At 69.0% G+C, this 14,795-nt stretch carries 18 protein-coding genes; 2 read left to right on the top strand and 16 right to left on the bottom strand.

Annotated elements, in window-relative coordinates; all coding sequences use genetic code 11:
- The 11 genes from CON77_RS04390 to CON77_RS04340 all read right to left on the bottom strand — a co-directional run.
- A partial coding sequence (locus tag CON77_RS04390) for an RseA family anti-sigma factor (protein ID WP_101047924.1) occupies positions 1 to 521 on the bottom strand: 521 nt, incomplete at its 3' end.
- A gap of 30 nt (positions 522 to 551) precedes the next feature.
- Positions 552 to 1,184 carry an RNA polymerase sigma factor RpoE gene (gene rpoE, locus CON77_RS04385; RefSeq protein WP_101047923.1) on the bottom strand — a complete coding sequence of 211 codons (633 nt, stop codon included), beginning with the start codon at positions 1,182 to 1,184 and terminating at the stop codon, positions 552 to 554.
- Between the two features lie 48 nt (positions 1,185 to 1,232).
- Positions 1,233 to 1,700, bottom strand: a complete 468-nt coding sequence (locus CON77_RS04380; RefSeq protein WP_101047922.1) for a hypothetical protein — start codon at positions 1,698 to 1,700, stop codon at positions 1,233 to 1,235.
- 28 nt (positions 1,701 to 1,728) lie between these two features.
- Positions 1,729 to 2,973, bottom strand: a complete 1,245-nt coding sequence (gene fabF / locus CON77_RS04375; RefSeq protein WP_101047921.1) for a beta-ketoacyl-ACP synthase II — start codon at positions 2,971 to 2,973, stop codon at positions 1,729 to 1,731.
- Positions 2,974 to 2,979: 6 nt separating this feature from the next.
- Complete coding sequence (gene acpP, locus CON77_RS04370) at positions 2,980 to 3,219, bottom strand: acyl carrier protein (RefSeq protein WP_101047920.1); 240 nt, start codon at positions 3,217 to 3,219, stop codon at positions 2,980 to 2,982.
- A 165-nt stretch (positions 3,220 to 3,384) separates the two neighbouring features.
- Positions 3,385 to 4,134 (bottom strand): 3-oxoacyl-ACP reductase FabG, encoded by a 750-nt coding sequence (gene fabG / locus CON77_RS04365; RefSeq protein ID WP_101047919.1) that lies wholly within the window; start codon positions 4,132 to 4,134, stop codon positions 3,385 to 3,387.
- A 33-nt stretch (positions 4,135 to 4,167) separates the two neighbouring features.
- A complete protein-coding gene (gene fabD / locus CON77_RS04360; protein WP_101047918.1) occupies positions 4,168 to 5,115 on the bottom strand; it encodes an ACP S-malonyltransferase in 948 nt (315 codons plus the stop codon).
- 21 nt (positions 5,116 to 5,136) lie between these two features.
- A complete protein-coding gene (locus CON77_RS04355; protein ID WP_101047917.1) occupies positions 5,137 to 6,156 on the bottom strand; it encodes a beta-ketoacyl-ACP synthase III in 1,020 nt (339 codons plus the stop codon).
- A gap of 70 nt (positions 6,157 to 6,226) precedes the next feature.
- Complete coding sequence (gene plsX / locus CON77_RS04350) at positions 6,227 to 7,264, bottom strand: phosphate acyltransferase PlsX (RefSeq protein ID WP_101047916.1); 1,038 nt, start codon at positions 7,262 to 7,264, stop codon at positions 6,227 to 6,229.
- A gap of 127 nt (positions 7,265 to 7,391) precedes the next feature.
- Positions 7,392 to 7,574 carry a 50S ribosomal protein L32 gene (gene rpmF, locus CON77_RS04345; protein WP_101047915.1) on the bottom strand — a complete coding sequence of 61 codons (183 nt, stop codon included), beginning with the start codon at positions 7,572 to 7,574 and terminating at the stop codon, positions 7,392 to 7,394.
- A gap of 126 nt (positions 7,575 to 7,700) precedes the next feature.
- Positions 7,701 to 8,324 (bottom strand): YceD family protein, encoded by a 624-nt coding sequence (locus CON77_RS04340; protein WP_232788401.1) that lies wholly within the window; start codon positions 8,322 to 8,324, stop codon positions 7,701 to 7,703.
- 90 nt (positions 8,325 to 8,414) lie between these two features.
- Here CON77_RS04340 and pdxH point away from each other — a divergent pair, with 90 nt between their 5' ends.
- Entirely contained in the window at positions 8,415 to 9,047 is a 633-nt protein-coding gene (gene pdxH, locus CON77_RS04335) for a pyridoxamine 5'-phosphate oxidase (RefSeq protein ID WP_101047914.1), read from the top strand.
- 16 nt (positions 9,048 to 9,063) lie between these two features.
- Here the strand turns inward: pdxH and folK are convergent, their stop codons facing one another.
- The 5 genes from folK to CON77_RS04310 are packed head-to-tail and all read right to left on the bottom strand — an operon-like array spanning position 9,064 to position 13,672.
- Positions 9,064 to 9,528 (bottom strand): 2-amino-4-hydroxy-6-hydroxymethyldihydropteridine diphosphokinase, encoded by a 465-nt coding sequence (gene folK, locus CON77_RS04330; protein ID WP_101047913.1) that lies wholly within the window; start codon positions 9,526 to 9,528, stop codon positions 9,064 to 9,066.
- On the bottom strand, positions 9,525 to 11,183 hold the full coding sequence (gene pcnB, locus CON77_RS04325; protein ID WP_101047912.1) for a polynucleotide adenylyltransferase PcnB: 1,659 nt from the start codon (positions 11,181 to 11,183) through the stop codon (positions 9,525 to 9,527). The genes folK and pcnB overlap by 4 nt, the downstream gene beginning before the upstream one ends.
- Positions 11,180 to 11,866, bottom strand: a complete 687-nt coding sequence (locus CON77_RS04320; RefSeq protein ID WP_232788400.1) for a histidinol-phosphatase — start codon at positions 11,864 to 11,866, stop codon at positions 11,180 to 11,182. Before CON77_RS04320 ends, pcnB begins: the two co-directional genes overlap by 4 nt.
- A gap of 29 nt (positions 11,867 to 11,895) precedes the next feature.
- A complete protein-coding gene (gene hda, locus CON77_RS04315) occupies positions 11,896 to 12,582 on the bottom strand; it encodes a DnaA regulatory inactivator Hda (protein WP_101047911.1) in 687 nt (228 codons plus the stop codon).
- A 1-nt stretch (position 12,583) separates the two neighbouring features.
- The gene (locus CON77_RS04310; protein WP_101047910.1) at positions 12,584 to 13,672 is read right to left on the bottom strand and encodes an AI-2E family transporter; all 1,089 of its coding nucleotides are present in this window, start codon (positions 13,670 to 13,672) and stop codon (positions 12,584 to 12,586) included.
- A 65-nt stretch (positions 13,673 to 13,737) separates the two neighbouring features.
- On the opposite strand from CON77_RS04310, the gene purM reads away from it, so the two are divergent.
- Entirely contained in the window at positions 13,738 to 14,772 is a 1,035-nt protein-coding gene (purM, locus tag CON77_RS04305; RefSeq protein ID WP_198552263.1) for a phosphoribosylformylglycinamidine cyclo-ligase, read from the top strand.
- Positions 14,773 to 14,795 lie beyond the last annotated feature (23 nt).

Below are 14,795 nucleotides of genomic sequence, written 5' to 3'. Positions count from 1 at the left end.
GGATCGCGCAGCACGACCCCGTGGTCGGTGGCCACCGCCACGGCGGCGGGCGCCTGTGCCGCAGGGGCTTGGGCCCACTGGGGCGCCGCACCGGGCGCCGGGGCCACCGCCACCTGCCAAGCCAAGGCCGCCACGGCACACACCGACGCCACCCCGGCCACCACTTTCCAGCGGAACACCGCGTCGTTGGCGGCCGGCGGTCGCGCAGGCTGCAAGGCCACGGCGGCCGGGGCCGGCGCAGCCACCGTTTCGGCGGCGATCCGGGCCATGACACCGGCCACGAAAGCGGGGTTCGGCGCCGGCTGCGGCGCTGGCTGGGCGCGCAAGGCCTCGCCCAGCCACTGGTAATCGGCCCAAGCCGCCTGCAACTCCGCCGATGCGGCGTAGGCCCGGGTCACGCCGGGCACCTGCTCCGCCGGACATTCGCCGTCCCACATGGCGGACAAGGCTTCGCGCAAGGCCGCATCAGCCAGCGGTACGACCGGGGCTGGGTCGGGGGATGCATCGGTCAGGTTCTGCATGGTCGTTAGACTTCCAAAGGGTCCCCAGGTTCACCAGCGCTTGCCCGACTGGCGTTCCAGCATGGGCTTGATGCGCGCCGAAATCGCCTCACGGGCGCGGAAGATGCGGGAGCGCACGGTGCCGATGGGACAATCCAGCGCCTGCGCAATTTCCTCGTAGCTGAGGCCTTCGATCTCCCGCAAGGCGATGGCCTGGCCCAGTTCCTTGGGCAAGGCTTCCATGGCCGCGTTCACGGCTTCGGCGATCTCCTTGCTGGCCAGCACCGCTTCGGGGGTCTCGGCATCGGCCGCTTGGGCATTTAGTTCGTTTTCCAGCCCAGAAGTTTCATCGTCGTCGCCAGACTGCAAGGCGCTCATGAACACCAGCGGGTCGCGCTTGAGTTCCATGAGCTGTTTTTTGGCGGTGTTGACGGCGATGCGGTAGAGCCAGGTGTAGAACTGCGCCTCGCCACGGTACTGGCCGAGTGCGCGGTAGGCCCGGATGAAGGTTTCCTGGGCGATGTCCTGCACCAAATCGGTGTCGCGGACCATGCGGCCGATCAGGCGCTCGACCCGCCGCTGGTACTTGACCACCAGCATCTCGAAGGCACGCTGATCGCCGGCCAGGGTCTGCTGGACGAGCAAGGTGTCGGCGTTCGGCGCGGGGAGGGGGTGGTCGCTCATGTCGGTCGTGAGCCGGCAAATATACCCGAAGCGGCCGGGCCGCTCGTTTCACCCACGGAGCGCACGTCCGACCTCGGGCCAGCGCACCTGCAGGGCTCGGCGCACCGCGTCCCAGGCAGGCGGGTCGGCCTCGCGCACCAGCCAGAGCCACAGGACCAAGCCGGCACGGGTGTGCGCCTGGACCAGCACCACCGACTGGAGGTCGAGCACCGGGTGCAGGGCCGACAGGGGGGTGCCGTGCCGGTAGGCCGCGCTGCGCCAGTGCCAGCCGGTCTCGGGCGCCCAGACCAGGGTGCCGATCAGAGGATGGCGGGCACGCCAATGGCCCCAAGCCAGCAGCACCAGGCCGACCGCCAAGGAAAACCACCAAGCCCCGGGCCAACTCTGGCCGTCGAGCGCACGGACCCAGAGCAGGAGGCCCAGCGCCCAGGCCACAGGCAGCCCCAGGGTGCCGGCGACAACCCATCGGGCACGCGGGCCCACCGGGTATTCGACCGCCGGGGGATGGCGGCTCATGCGGAACGGGGCCGCACCGCGGCAGCGGTCAGACGCGCCGGAACACCAGCGTGCCGTTGGTGCCGCCGAAGCCGAAGTTGTTCTTCACCGCCACGTCGATCTTCATGTCCCGCGCGGTGTTGGCGCAGTAGTCCAGGTCGCATTCCGGGTCCTGGTTGAAGATGTTGATGGTCGGCGGGCTCTTTTGCTGGTGCACCGCGAGCACGGTGAACACGCTCTCGATGCCCCCGGCACCGCCCAGCAGGTGGCCGGTCATGGACTTGGTCGAGTTCACCACGATCTTCTTGGCGTGGTCGCCCAGCGCCGCCTTGATCGCGTTGGTCTCGTTGATGTCGCCCAGCGGGGTGGAGGTGCCGTGCGCGTTCAGGTAATCCACCTGGTCGGCGTTGATGCCGGCATTGCGCAGGGCGTTGAGCATGGCGCGGCGCGGGCCGTCCATGTTCGGCGCGGTCATGTGGCCGGCGTCGGCGCTCATGCCGTAGCCCGCCACCTCGGCGTAGATCTTGGCGCCACGCGCCTTGGCGTGCTCGTACTCTTCCAGCACCATCACGCCGGCGCCTTCGCCCAGCACGAAGCCGTCGCGGTCCTTGTCCCAGGGGCGGGACGCGGTGGCCGGGTCGTCGTTGCGGGTGGACAGCGCGCGCATCGCGGCAAAGCCACCGATGCCCAGCGGCGACACGGTGGACTCGGCGCCGCCGGCGACGATCACGTCGGCGTCGCCGTATTCGATCTTGCGAGCAGCCTCACCGATGCAGTGCAGGCCGGTCGTGCAGGCCGTGACCACGGCGATGTTCGGCCCCTTGAAGCCAAACCGCATGGAGACGTGCCCAGAAATCATGTTGATGATCGAGGCCGGCACGAAGAACGGCGAAATGCGGCGCGGGCCGCGGTTCGTCAGTTCGGCGTGGGTTTCCTCGATCATCGGCAAGCCGCCGATGCCGGAGCCGATGATGCAGCCGATCTTGCAGGCCTCTTCCTCGCTCAGCGCCTCACCCACCGGTAGACCGGCGTCGGCCACGGCCTGCGCCGCGGCGGCGATGCCGTAGTGGATGAAGGTGTCCATGGTCCGCGCCTCTTTGGCGCCGATGTAGGACTCCAGGTCAAACCCTTTGACCTCACCCGCGATCTTGCAGGCGAAGTTCGAGGCATCAAACTTGGTGATCAGGTCGATGCCGGATTGCCCGGCGAGCAGGTTGGCCCAGGCCGCATCCACCGTGTTGCCCACGGGGCTGATGCAGCCCAGACCGGTCACGACGACACGGCGGCGGCTCATCGGCGCTTACGCTTTCTGGTGGGCGACGGCGTAGTCGATCGCGTTCTGCACGGTGGTGATCTTCTCGGCGTCTTCGTCCGGGATCTCGATGCCGAATTCGTCTTCCAAGGCCATCACCAGTTCCACGGTGTCGAGCGAGTCGGCGCCCAGATCGGCCACAAAGGCTTTCTCGTTGGTCACCTGACCCTCTTCCACGCCGAGTTGTTCGGCAATGATCTTCTTCACACGTGCTTCGATGTCGCTCATAGTTCCCTCTGAGGGTGGTTAAAAACAGTACCGCCATTTTAGCCGGGCCGCTTGCACAGCCCCTGCGATGGCACACACCGGGCGTGGGCCCGGCCTCTTGGCCCCAGGCGGTGACCGGGGCCGAATGTTAAACGAAATGCACGAACGCCAGGAAATTCCGGCGCGTCAGGCCATGAACATGCCGCCGTTGACGTGCAGCTCCTGCCCCGTCACGTAAGCGGCCTGCGGGCTGGCCAGGTAGGCCACCGCGTGGGCGATGTCGGCCGGCTTGCCCAGGTGACCCAGCGGGATCTGGCCCAGCAAGGCCTGCTGCTGCGCTTCAGGCAAGGCGGCGGTCATGTCGGTTTCGATGAAGCCCGGCGCCACGCAGTTGACGGTGATGTTGCGGCTGCCCAGCTCGCGCGCCAGGGCGCGGGTCATGCCGGCCACACCGGCCTTGGCGGCGGCGTAGTTGGCCTGGCCCGGGTTGCCCGAGGCGCCGACCACGCTGGTGATGCTGACGATGCGGCCGTAGCGCTGCTTCATCATCGGGCGGATCACGGCGCGGCTCATGCGGAAGACGGCCTTGAGGTTGGTGTCGAGCACCGCGTCCCAGTCCTCGTCCTTCAGGCGCATGGCCAGCATGTCGCGGGTGATGCCGGCGTTGTTGACCAGCACGTGCAGCGCGCCGTGTTCTTTGACGATGGCGTCGATCAGGGCCTCGGCCTCGGCGGCGTTGTTCACGTCGAGTTTGGCGCCCCGGCAGCCGGCGTGGGCCGACAGGGCCTGGGTGATTTTGGCGGCGCCGTCGTCGCTGGTGGCGGTGCCCACGACCTTGAGGCCTTGCTTGGCCAGTTGGAGCGCGATTGCCGCGCCAATGCCGCGCGAGGCGCCGGTGACCAGGGCCACCTGGCCGGCAAATGCGGTGTCAGACATGGGATTCCCTCTCCGTCTTGTGTGTTTCGGGTGTCAGGCCAGCAAGGCCTTGGCCTCGGCCAGCGTGGCCGGGTCGTACAGGGCGGCGCTGCCCAGTTCGACGTCGATGCGCTTGACCATGCCGGCCAGCACTTTGCCGGGGCCGCATTCCACCACGGTGGCGATGCCGCGGGCTTTGAGCGCCTGCACGCTCTCGACCCAGCGCACCGGGCCAAAGGCCTGGCGGTACAGCGCGTCGCGGATGCGGTCGGGGTCGGTTTCCACCGCCACGTCGATGTTGTTGAGCACCGGGATCTGCGGGGCGGCCAGCACCGTGACAGCCAACTTCTCTTTCAGGCGCTCGGCGGCGGGCTTCATCAGGCTGGAGTGGAAGGGGGCCGACACCGGCAGCGGCAGCGCGCGCTTGGCGCCGTTGGCCTTCAGCACCTCGCAGGCCTTCTCCACCGCGGCCTTGCTGCCAGCGATCACGGTCTGGGCCGGGTCGTTGAAGTTCACAGCCTCCACCACCTCGCCGCTGCCCGCGGGGAAGGTGGCCTGCGCCTCGGCACAGCCTTCGCGGACCTTGTCCGCGGCCATGCCCAAAATAGCGGCCATGGCGCCGGTGCCCACCGGCACCGCGTCCTGCATGGCCTGGGCACGGAAGCGCACCAAGGGTGCGGCCTGGGCCAGCGTCAGCACGCCAGAGGCCACCAGGGCCGAATACTCGCCCAACGAATGGCCGGCCACCACGGCGGGCAGCGCACCGCCGTCGGCACGCCAGACGCGCCAGGCGGCCACACCGGCCACCAGCATCACCGGCTGGGTGTTGGTGGTCAGGGCCAGGGCTTCTTTGGGGCCTTCGTGGATCAGTTTCGCCACGTCCTCGCCCAAGGCGTCGGAGGCTTCTTTCAGGGTTTCGGCCACCACTGGGTGGTCGCCCCAGGCGTCGAGCATGCCGACGGCCTGCGAGCCTTGGCCGGGGAACACAAATGCAAACGACATTCTTCTTCTCCAAATTCGGGTTTACAGGCGCACCAGCACGGCACCCCAGGTGAAGCCACCGCCCACGCCTTCGAGCATCAGGGTCTGGCCCGGCTGGATCTGGCCGGTGCGCACGCCGTGGTCCAGCGCCAGCGGGATGGACGCGGCCGAGGTGTTGCCGTGGTCCTGCACGGTCACGATCACCTTGTCCATGGGCATTTTCAGCTTGCGCGCGGTGCTTTGCATGATGCGGATGTTGGCCTGGTGCGGCACCAGCCAGTCGATGTCGGCCTCGGCCTTGCCGGCCTTGGCCAGCGCGTTCTTGGCCGCGCTTTCCAGCAGGCCCACGGCCAGCTTGAACACGGCCTGGCCGTCCATTTTCAGCAGCGGATCGCCCAAAATTTGGCCGCCGCTGACGGTGCCCGGCACGCACAAAATGCCGGTGTGGCGGCCGTCGGCGTGGATGTCGCTGGCCAGCACGGCCGGTCCGCTGCCGTCGTGTTCGGTGGCTTCCAGCACCACGGCGCCGGCACCGTCGCCGAACAGCACGCAGGTGGTGCGGTCGTTGAAGTCGAGGATGCGAGAAAACACCTCGGCCCCCACCACCAGCGCGCGCTGGGCGGCGCCGGACTGGATCAGGGCGTCGGCCACGGTCAGGGCGTAGATGAAGCCGGTGCACACCGCCTGCACGTCGAACGCGGCCCCGCCGGCAGCACCCGTGTCGCCCTCGGCCAGGGCGGCCTCGGTCAGCTTGCGCTGCAGGATGGACGCGGTGGACGGGAACACCATGTCGGGCGTGGAGGTGGCGACGATGATCAGGTCGATCTCGCTGGCCTTGCGGCCGGCCGCGGCCAGCGCCTGGCGGCAGGCCTGGAAAGCAAGATCGCTCGAATTCACCCCTTCGTCCACGTAATGGCGGGCGCTGATGCCGGTGCGCTCGACGATCCATTCGTCGCTGGTTTCGATGCCGCGCGCGGCCAGCAAGGCCACCATGTCGGCGTTGGTCAGGCGCTTGGGCGGCAGGTGGCTGCCGGTGCCGGTGATGCGGGAATATCGTCTCATGGCGTTGGGGTCAGGGTTCGCAGACAGGACAAGCGCCGGACCGGGCAGAACCCAGCCCCGGCCACAGGTTTCAAGCCGCTTCGGCCACGGGCGGCGCCATCAGGGGCGCGGCCTGCGCGATGCGGGCTTTGACACTGTCGAGCAGTTGGTGTTGGGCCGCATCATACGCGCGCACCAAGGCCTGCTCGAACGCGAAGGCGTCGGCCGAACCGTGGCTTTTGAAGACCAGCCCGCGCAAACCCAGCAAGGCCGCACCGTTGTAGCGGCGGTGGTCCACCCGGTGCTTGAAGGCCGACAGCACCGGATAGGCCACCAGCGCCGCCAGCTTGGTGAACACGCTGCGCGAGAACTCTTCGCGGATGAAGCCGCCGATCATGCTGGCCAAACCCTCGCTGGCCTTGAGGGCCACGTTGCCGACGAAGCCGTCGCAAACGACGATGTCGGTCGTGCCCTTGAACAGGTCGTTGCCTTCGACGTTGCCGTAGAAGTTCAGGTCGCCACGGTCACCGGCCTGGCGCAGCAAGGCACCGGCCTGCTTGATCACGTCGTTGCCCTTGATGACCTCTTCACCGATGTTGAGCAGACCGACCGAAGGCGACTCCTTGCCCGCCGCCGCGACCAGGGCCGAGCCCATGACGGCGAACTGCAGCAGGTGCTCGGCGCTGCAATCGACGTTGGCGCCGAGGTCGAGCACGGTGGTGGCGCCACCGGTGGCGTTGGGCATCTGGGTGGCGATGGCCGGGCGGTCGATGCCGTCCAGCGTCTTGAGCACGTAGCGGGCAATGGCCATGAGCGCGCCGGTGTTGCCGGCCGACACCGCGGCCTGAGCGGCCCCGTCCTTGACCTGGGCGATGGCCACGCGCATGGACGAATCCTTTTTGCGGCGCAGGGCCACCTCCACCGGGTCGTCCATGGTCACCACCTCGCTGGCGGGCACCACGGTGCAACGGGACGCGTCCAGCGCGGGCGGCAGGGTGGCCAGCGCCTCGGGTCGCCCCACCAGCAGCAAGCGGGCCTGGGGGTGGGCCGCCAGAAAGGCCGCACAGGCCGGCAGGGTGACGGCGGGACCGTGATCCCCACCCATGCAATCGACCGAAATGGTGATCATGGTCAGACCTTCAAACGTGCCGGCACCCGTTCCGGCAAAAGCGGGACCACAGACGCAAAAAGCCCGCATGCTCCATGCGGGCTTTGCGGAGAAGCCTGTGGCGCGACGCGCGGCAGGACGCCGCCGATCAAGCCTCGGACTTGTTCTTCAGCACCTGACGGCCGCGGTAGAAACCGTTGGGGCTGATGTGGTGACGCAGGTGCATTTCGCCGGTGGTCGGCTCCACGGCGGTGCCCGGCACGGTCAGGGCGTTGTGCGAACGGTGCATGCCGCGCTTGGAGGGAGACTTTTTGTTTTGCTGAACAGCCATGGTTGGCTCCTATGAAAAAGGCAATCGCCTCTAAAGGCTTGCGGGGGTTGGTGATGGCACCAGCCCTGACACACGTGTTCAGGCCAGCGCGAAACCGGGAATTATACCCCGCAGTTCGAAAATGCATCAAGCACCTTGCCCATCCGACCCACCCGCACGCGGCTTGAGCGCGGCCAGGGCGGCAAACGGATGGGGGCGCTCGGCTTGGTCATCGGCGTCCAGGTCGCCGGCGCTGGTGGGCAAGGCGGTCGGGCAGGTGTCGTGCATCGGCACCAGGGGCAGCTCCATCAGCAACTCGTCCTCGATCAGGTCGAACAGGTTGAAGCGGGGCTCGAACACCAGCAGGTCCTCTTCGCTGTCGTCGTCCTGCGCTTCGGCCGTGGCCTCGTCGGCGACGAAACGGAACCAGCGGTCCACCTGCACCTGCTGGGCGTAGGGCTGCAGGCAGCGCTGGCAGGTCTGCGGCACGCTGGCCGATACCGCCAGGTGCAGCCACAGCGGCGCGCCGCCGGCAGCGCCGCCCACGACGCGTTCGGCCGACTCGGCCACGCTGCGCTCGCGGAACTCGGCCCGGGCCTGCCAGCGCACCTCGGCAAGCGGCGCCTCCGCCTCGGCCGGCCAGGCCGGCGCGTCCGCCATCAAGCGCGCGAACACCGACAGGGGCAGCCCCCCGGCGAAGGGCTGGCCCTGGCGGGCCAGGGCCTTCACATCGAGCTGGGTGGGCAGAATGGGGGCGGCGGAATCGGTCATGGGCAGAAAGGAATGTCGCCTGCGATTCTAAGCCGTGGCCCCGTCCGGCGCAGCGCCAGCGGTCACCGGCACGCGTGCCATACTGCCGCCATGAACATCGCCGACCTCCGCAAAAGTTACGAGCGCGCCGAGCTGAGCGAGGACGCTTCGCACGCCGACCCGCTGCAGCAATTCGACCAATGGCTGCACGAGGCCATTCGGGGCGAGATCCCCGAGCCCAACGCCATGACCGTGGCCACCGTGGGCAGCGACCTGCGCCCCAGCACCCGGGTGGTGCTGATCAAGGGCTACGACGCGCGCGGCATCGTCTGGTACACCAACTACGACAGCCGCAAAGGCCGTGAGCTGGCAGGCAACCCCTACGCCGCGCTCCAGTTCCACTGGGTGGAGCTGGAGCGGGTGGTGCGCATCGAGGGGGTGGTGGAGCGGGTGGACGCCAGCGAGAGCGACGCCTATTTCCACAGCCGCCCGCTGGACAGCCGCATCGGTGCCTGGGCCAGCCCGCAAAGCCAGGTGATCGGTGGCCGGGGCGTGCTGGTGGCGAACGCGGCCAAGTACGGCGCGCAGTTTTTGCTGAACCCGCCACGCCCGCCGCACTGGGGCGGTTTCCGCCTGCAACCGACGCAATGGGAATTCTGGCAGGGCCGCAAGAGCCGCCTGCATGACCGGTTGCGCTACCGCCAGGACGGCGGCGCCTGGGTGCGCGAGCGCCTGGCACCCTGAGCCGCGCCCGGCCGTCTTACAGGCGTTCGATGCCCTGCCCGGCCACGGCCTGCAGGCGCTCGGCCGGGACGCGCTGGGGGGCGATCTCGGCCAGAGGCTGCAGCACGAAGGCGCGTTCCCACAGACGGGGGTGGGGCACGGTGAGTTCGGGCGAATCGATGCGGGCATCGCCGTACAGCAACAGGTCCAAGTCCAGCGTGCGCGGGGCGTTGCGGTACGGGCGCTCACGACCGGCGGCCAGCTCCTGCGCCTGCAAGGCGCGCAGCAAGCTGGGCGCGTTCAGGCCGGTGGCCACCTCAGCCACGGCGTTGATGAAGTCGGGGCCGGTGGCCTCCCAGGGTGCGGTGCGGTACAGGCTGGAGGCGCGCAGCAGCCGCGTGTCGGGCAGCCGGTCCAGGACCTGGATGGCCGCGGCGACGGTGGCCCGGGCATCGCCCAGGTTGGCACCCAAGGCGATGTAGGCGCTGACGGGGGGCCTCACGCGTCGGCGCCGTCGGACGGATCGGCCGGCGTGTCGTGGCCCGCGCCGCCATTGGGTTTGCGGCGGCGACGGCGGCGTTTTTTGGCGGGGGCGGCCTCGCCCGGCAGGCCATCGTCCGCTTCCTGAGACGGCGCCGCGTCGTCGGCGGGCGCCATGTCGGTGCGGAAGCGCGGGTCTGGCAACTCGGCTTCGGCGGTGGGCTCGTTGGCGTCGGGCGGTGCGCGGAAGACCCGGCCACGGCCCGCTTTGGGCTCACCGGCTTTGGGTTTGCCGGCCTTGGGCTTGGCCCGTTGCTGCTCCAGGCGCACCTCGTCCACCATGTCGCGGCGCACGGTGTCGTTGGCCAGGCTGAAGGTTTCCCACCAGTGGGCCAGCTCTTCGGGCAGTTCGTCCACCTGGGCGCGCAGGCGCAGGAAGTCGAAGCCGGCGCGGAAGCGCGGCTGCTCCACCAGCGAGAACGGCGCGGAGCCGGTGCGTTTGTCGAAACGCGGCTGCATCAGCCAGATCTCGCGCATGTCGGCGCCCAATTTGCCGCGGCCCGACACGTCGCCGATGCGGGATTCGAACACCTCGTCCACCGCCTCCTGCAGGGCCGGGAACGGCGGCACGTTGTGCTGCAGGCGCTGCTGCCAGCCGGCGCGCACGTCGCTCCAGAGCACGCAGGCCAGCAGGAAGCTGGGCGCCACGGGCTTGCCCTCGCCCACGCGGCGGTCGGTGTCTTGCAGGGCCGAACGCACGAAGGGGTCGTCGGCGCGCTGCACCACCAGGTCCAGCAGCGGGTAAATGCCTTTGGACAAGCCGGTGGCCTTCAGCTGTTCGATGCTGGCCAGCGCGTGGCCGGTCTGCAGCAGCTTCAGCATCTCGTCGAACAGGCGGCTCTGCGGCACATCGGCCAGCAGGCTCAGCGAAGCCGACAGGGGCTGGCGCGTCTTGGCGTCGAACTGGAAGCCCAGGCCGCTGAGCTTGGCGGCGAAGCGCACGGCACGGATCAGGCGCACCGGGTCTTCGCGGTAGCGCGTGGCCGGGTCGCCGATCATGCGCAGCACGCGCTTTTTGGCGTCGCGGATGCCGTGGTGGAAATCGACCACGGTCTGCGTTTCCGGGTCGTAGTACATGGCGTTGATGCTGAAGTCGCGCCGCACCGCGTCCTGCTCGATCGGGCCCCACACGTTGTCGCGCAGCACGCGGCCGCTGGCGTCCACCGCGTGCTGCATGCCGGCGAGCTGGCTCTTGTGGGTGCGCTCGTTGCCACTGACCTGTTCGGCGTCGGCGCTGTCGAGGTGGGCGCGAAAGGTAGAGACCTCGATCACCTCGTGCTCGCGCCCGCGGCCGTAGACCACGTGCACGATGCGGAAGCGCCGCCCGATGATGAAGGCGCGCCGGAACAGGCGCTTGACCTCTTCCGGCGTGGCGTTGGTGGCCACGTCAAAGTCTTTGGGGCGCAGGCCCAGCAGCAGGTCGCGCACCGCACCGCCGACGATGTAGGCCTCGTAACCGGCGTGCTTGAGGGTGTGGACCACGTCGAGCGCGCGGCCGTCCACCAGCGAGGGGTCGATGCCGTGCACGCTGGCCGGCACGTCTTCGCGCTGGCCGAACTTGTTCTTGCTGGCCGGCTTGGCCTTGCCCAGCAGTTTGTCGATGAATTGTTTGATCATGCGTGTTCCGGGAACAGGTCCAGGATGCGCCAGCCGCGGGCTTGGGCGATGGCGCGCAGCCCGGCACCGGGATTGGTGGCGACGGGGACGTGGGCTTTCTCCAGCAGCGGCAGGTCGTTGGTGGAGTCGGAGTAGAAGGTCATGTCGCAGTCGTCCCAGCCCAGGCCGCGCGCGGCCAGCCACTGCTGCACCCGCGTGACCTTGCCGTCGCGGAACGAGGGCGTGCCCTGGATCTCGCCGGTGTACCAGCCGTCGGCACCGCGCTCCAACTCGACCGCGATCAGCTCGTCCACACCGAAAGCCTGGGCAATGGGGCGGGTGACGAACTCGTTGGTGGCGGTGACGATGACGACTTGGTCGCCCGCGTCGCGGTGGCGCCGCACCAGCTCCAGCGCCTGGCGGTGCAGGTTGGGCCGGATCACCTCGGCCATGAAGCGCTCGTGCGCGGCCGCCGCTGCTTGCGGACCGCGGGCACAGACGGCAGCGGTGGCGAAGCGCACGTAGTCGTGCACGTCCAGCGTGCCGGCCTGGTAGTGGGCAAAGAATTCGTCGTTGCGGCGGGTGAACTCGACCGGGTCGGTCCAGCCGATGCGGGTGGTGAACTCGCCCCACGCGTAGTCCGAATCGATCGGCAGCAGGGTGTGGTCCAGGTCGAACAGGGCCAGGGAAAGGACAGAAGACACAGCGGGGCTCGGTGACAGGCGGGGCCGGCTCAGGGGTGTTCGAGCATGGCCTTGATGAGAGGGATGGTGATGGCCCGCTGGGTGCGCAGGGCGTAGCCGTCGAGCTGGTCGAGCAGGGCCATCAGGCTACTGAGGTCGCGGGAAAAGCGGTTGAGCATGAAGTCCATGACCTCGTCGCTCAGGAACACCCCGCGCCCGTCGGCCGCGCGGCGCAACACCGCACGGCGTTCGGCCTCGGCCAAAGGCTGCAATTGGAACACATGCCCCCAACCCAGGCGGGTGCGCAGGTCTTCGCGCAGGGCCAGGTCGGCGGGCGGGCGGGCGCCGGCGGCCAGCACCCAGCGCGCCGACCCGCTTCCCGGCGTCTGCGCGTTGACGAACCAGTTGAAGGCCACCGCCTGCTGGCCGGCGGTGTAGAGGTGGCAGTCGTCAAGCAGTACGACGGTCCAGGCCTCGTCGAATTCCGGGGGGGCCAGGGTGGCCGCGTTCATCGAACCCACGGCACCGCCCTGGGCCTCCACCACCGCGCGCACGGCCTGCAGCAAATGGGTTTTGCCCACGCCCGACGGCCCCCACAAATAGGTGGGCACGGGCGAGCGGCGCGGGTTGTGCGCCCACAACTCCAGGTGGGCCAGCGCGTCGCGGTTGCCATCGGCCAGGAAGTTGCCCAGGCTGGGGCGGGGCGCCAGCCCCATGTCGAGCACGAGCTGTTCCACCTCAGCCCTCCCCGTCCCGCACCGGTGCGGCATGGGTGTACAAAGGGCTGCTCAGGTACAAGGCCTGGAGGCGGCGCACCGCCACCAGCAGCACAGCGCTGGCGGGCAAGGCGATCAGCACCCCGACGAAACCGAGCACATGGCCAAAGGCCATCAAGGCGAAGATGACCGCGATCGGGTGCAGGCCGATGCGCTCGCCCACCAGGCGCGGGGTCAGGAAAAAGCTCTCCACCACCTGCCCCACGGCGTAGACCGCGCCCACCAGCAGCACACCGCTCAGGGTCTGGAACTGCAGCAGGGCGGCCAGCAGCCCCAGCACCAGGCCCAGGCCGAAGCCCAGGTAGGGCACGAACACCGCCAGCCCGGTGAAGACGCCGACGGGCAAGGCCAGGTCCAGCCCCACCAGCGCCAGGGCCACGGTGTAGAACACGGCCAGCAGGCCCATGACGAGCAGTTGCCCGCGCAGGTACTGGCCCAGCACCCCGTCGGCCTCGCCCAGGAAACGCTGGGTGCGTCCTTGCCAGCGCGGCGGCACCAGCGCCTGCAGGCGGCCCACCAGACCGTTCCAGTCGAGCAAGAGGTAGTAGGCCACGATGGGCATGAGCACCAGGTTGCCCAGCACCGCCAGCACCGCGCTGCCGCCGATGCGCAGGGAGGACAGCACCCCGTCGACGAGCTGCCCCTCGTGGCCGGAAATCAGGCGGCGCAGCAGGTCGCGCACCAGCGTCACGTCGATCTGGACATTCGCCCCCCACCGCTGCAGCCAGGGCAGCAGCCAGGCGTTGAACTGCTCCAGCAAGGACGGGATCTGCTCGCGCAGCAGCGGCAGCTGCCGCGTCACCACCGGCACCACCATCAGGGCCACGGCCAGCAGCAGCAACATCAGCACGGCGATGGCCAGCCCCGCCCCCAGCCACGCGGGCACGCGGCGCGCCGCCAGCCGCTCGACCACCGGGTGCAGGGCGTAGGCCATGACGCCCGCCACCACGAAGGGCAAAAGCACCGGCGAGAGCAGGCCCAGCAGCCACCAGGCGGCCACAGCCAGCACCAACCAGGCCAAGGCACGGGCTTGGGTCGCGGTCAGGGACATGGCGAAAAAACGAAAGACATGGCGGGGCCCGTAAAATCACGTCCATTCTATCGGCCCTACCTCTTATGACGACTCCCCTTTCCTACAAAGACGCTGGCGTGGACATCGACGCGGGCGACGCGCTGGTTGAACGCATCAAACCGCTGGCCAAGAAAACCCTGCGCGAGGGCGTGTTGGCCGGCATTGGCGGCTTCGGCGCGCTGTTTGAGGTGCCCAAGCGCTACCAGGAACCGGTGCTGGTGAGCGGCACCGACGGCGTGGGCACCAAGCTCAAGCTGGCGTTCGAGTGGAACATGCACGACACCGTGGGCATCGACCTGGTGGCCATGAGCGTGAACGACGTGCTGGTGCAGGGCGCCGAGCCGCTGTTCTTCCTCGACTACTTCGCCTGCGGCAAGCTGGACGTGGACACCGCCGCCGCGGTGGTGGGCGGCATCGCCAAGGGCTGCGAGCTGAGCGGCTGCGCCCTGATCGGCGGCGAAACCGCCGAAATGCCCGGCATGTACCCGGCCGGCGAATACGACCTGGCCGGCTTTGCCGTTGGCGCGGTGGAAAAATCCAAGATCCTGACCGGCCAGAACGTGCAGGCCGGTGACGTGGTGCTGGGCCTGGCCAGCCACGGCGTGCATTCCAACGGCTTCAGCCTGGTGCGCAAGTGCATCGAGCGCGCCGAGGCCGCCGGCACCGTGCCCGCCACGCTGGACGGCATGCCCTTCAAGCAAGCGGTGATGCGCCCCACCCGCCTGTACGTGAAGAACGTGCTGGCCGCCCTGGCCCAGAACCCGATCAAGGCGCTGGCCCACATCACCGGCGGCGGCTTGCTGGAGAACATCCCGCGCGTGCTGCCGGACGGCCTGGCTGCGCACCTGAAGAAGGGCAGCTGGCCGCAGACCGAGCTGTTCGCCTGGCTGCAGGCCACCGCCGGCATCGACGACATTGAAATGAACCGCACCTTCAACAACGGCATCGGCATGGTGGTGGTGGTGGACGCGGCGAACGCCGCCGCCACGGCCGCTACCCTGCGCGGGCTGGGCGAGACGGTGTACGAGATCGGCGCCATCGCCCCGCAGGGCAGCGGCGCGCAGGTGGTGGTGGCCTGAGCGTCCCCTTACCCCACTTGACC

It is taken from the genome of Macromonas nakdongensis (assembly GCF_002837145.1).
GTDB lineage: Bacteria > Pseudomonadota > Gammaproteobacteria > Burkholderiales > Burkholderiaceae_C > Macromonas_B > Macromonas_B nakdongensis.
Note: the sequence above shows the minus strand (reverse complement) of the source record. Positions and strands in the feature narration are given on the sequence as shown.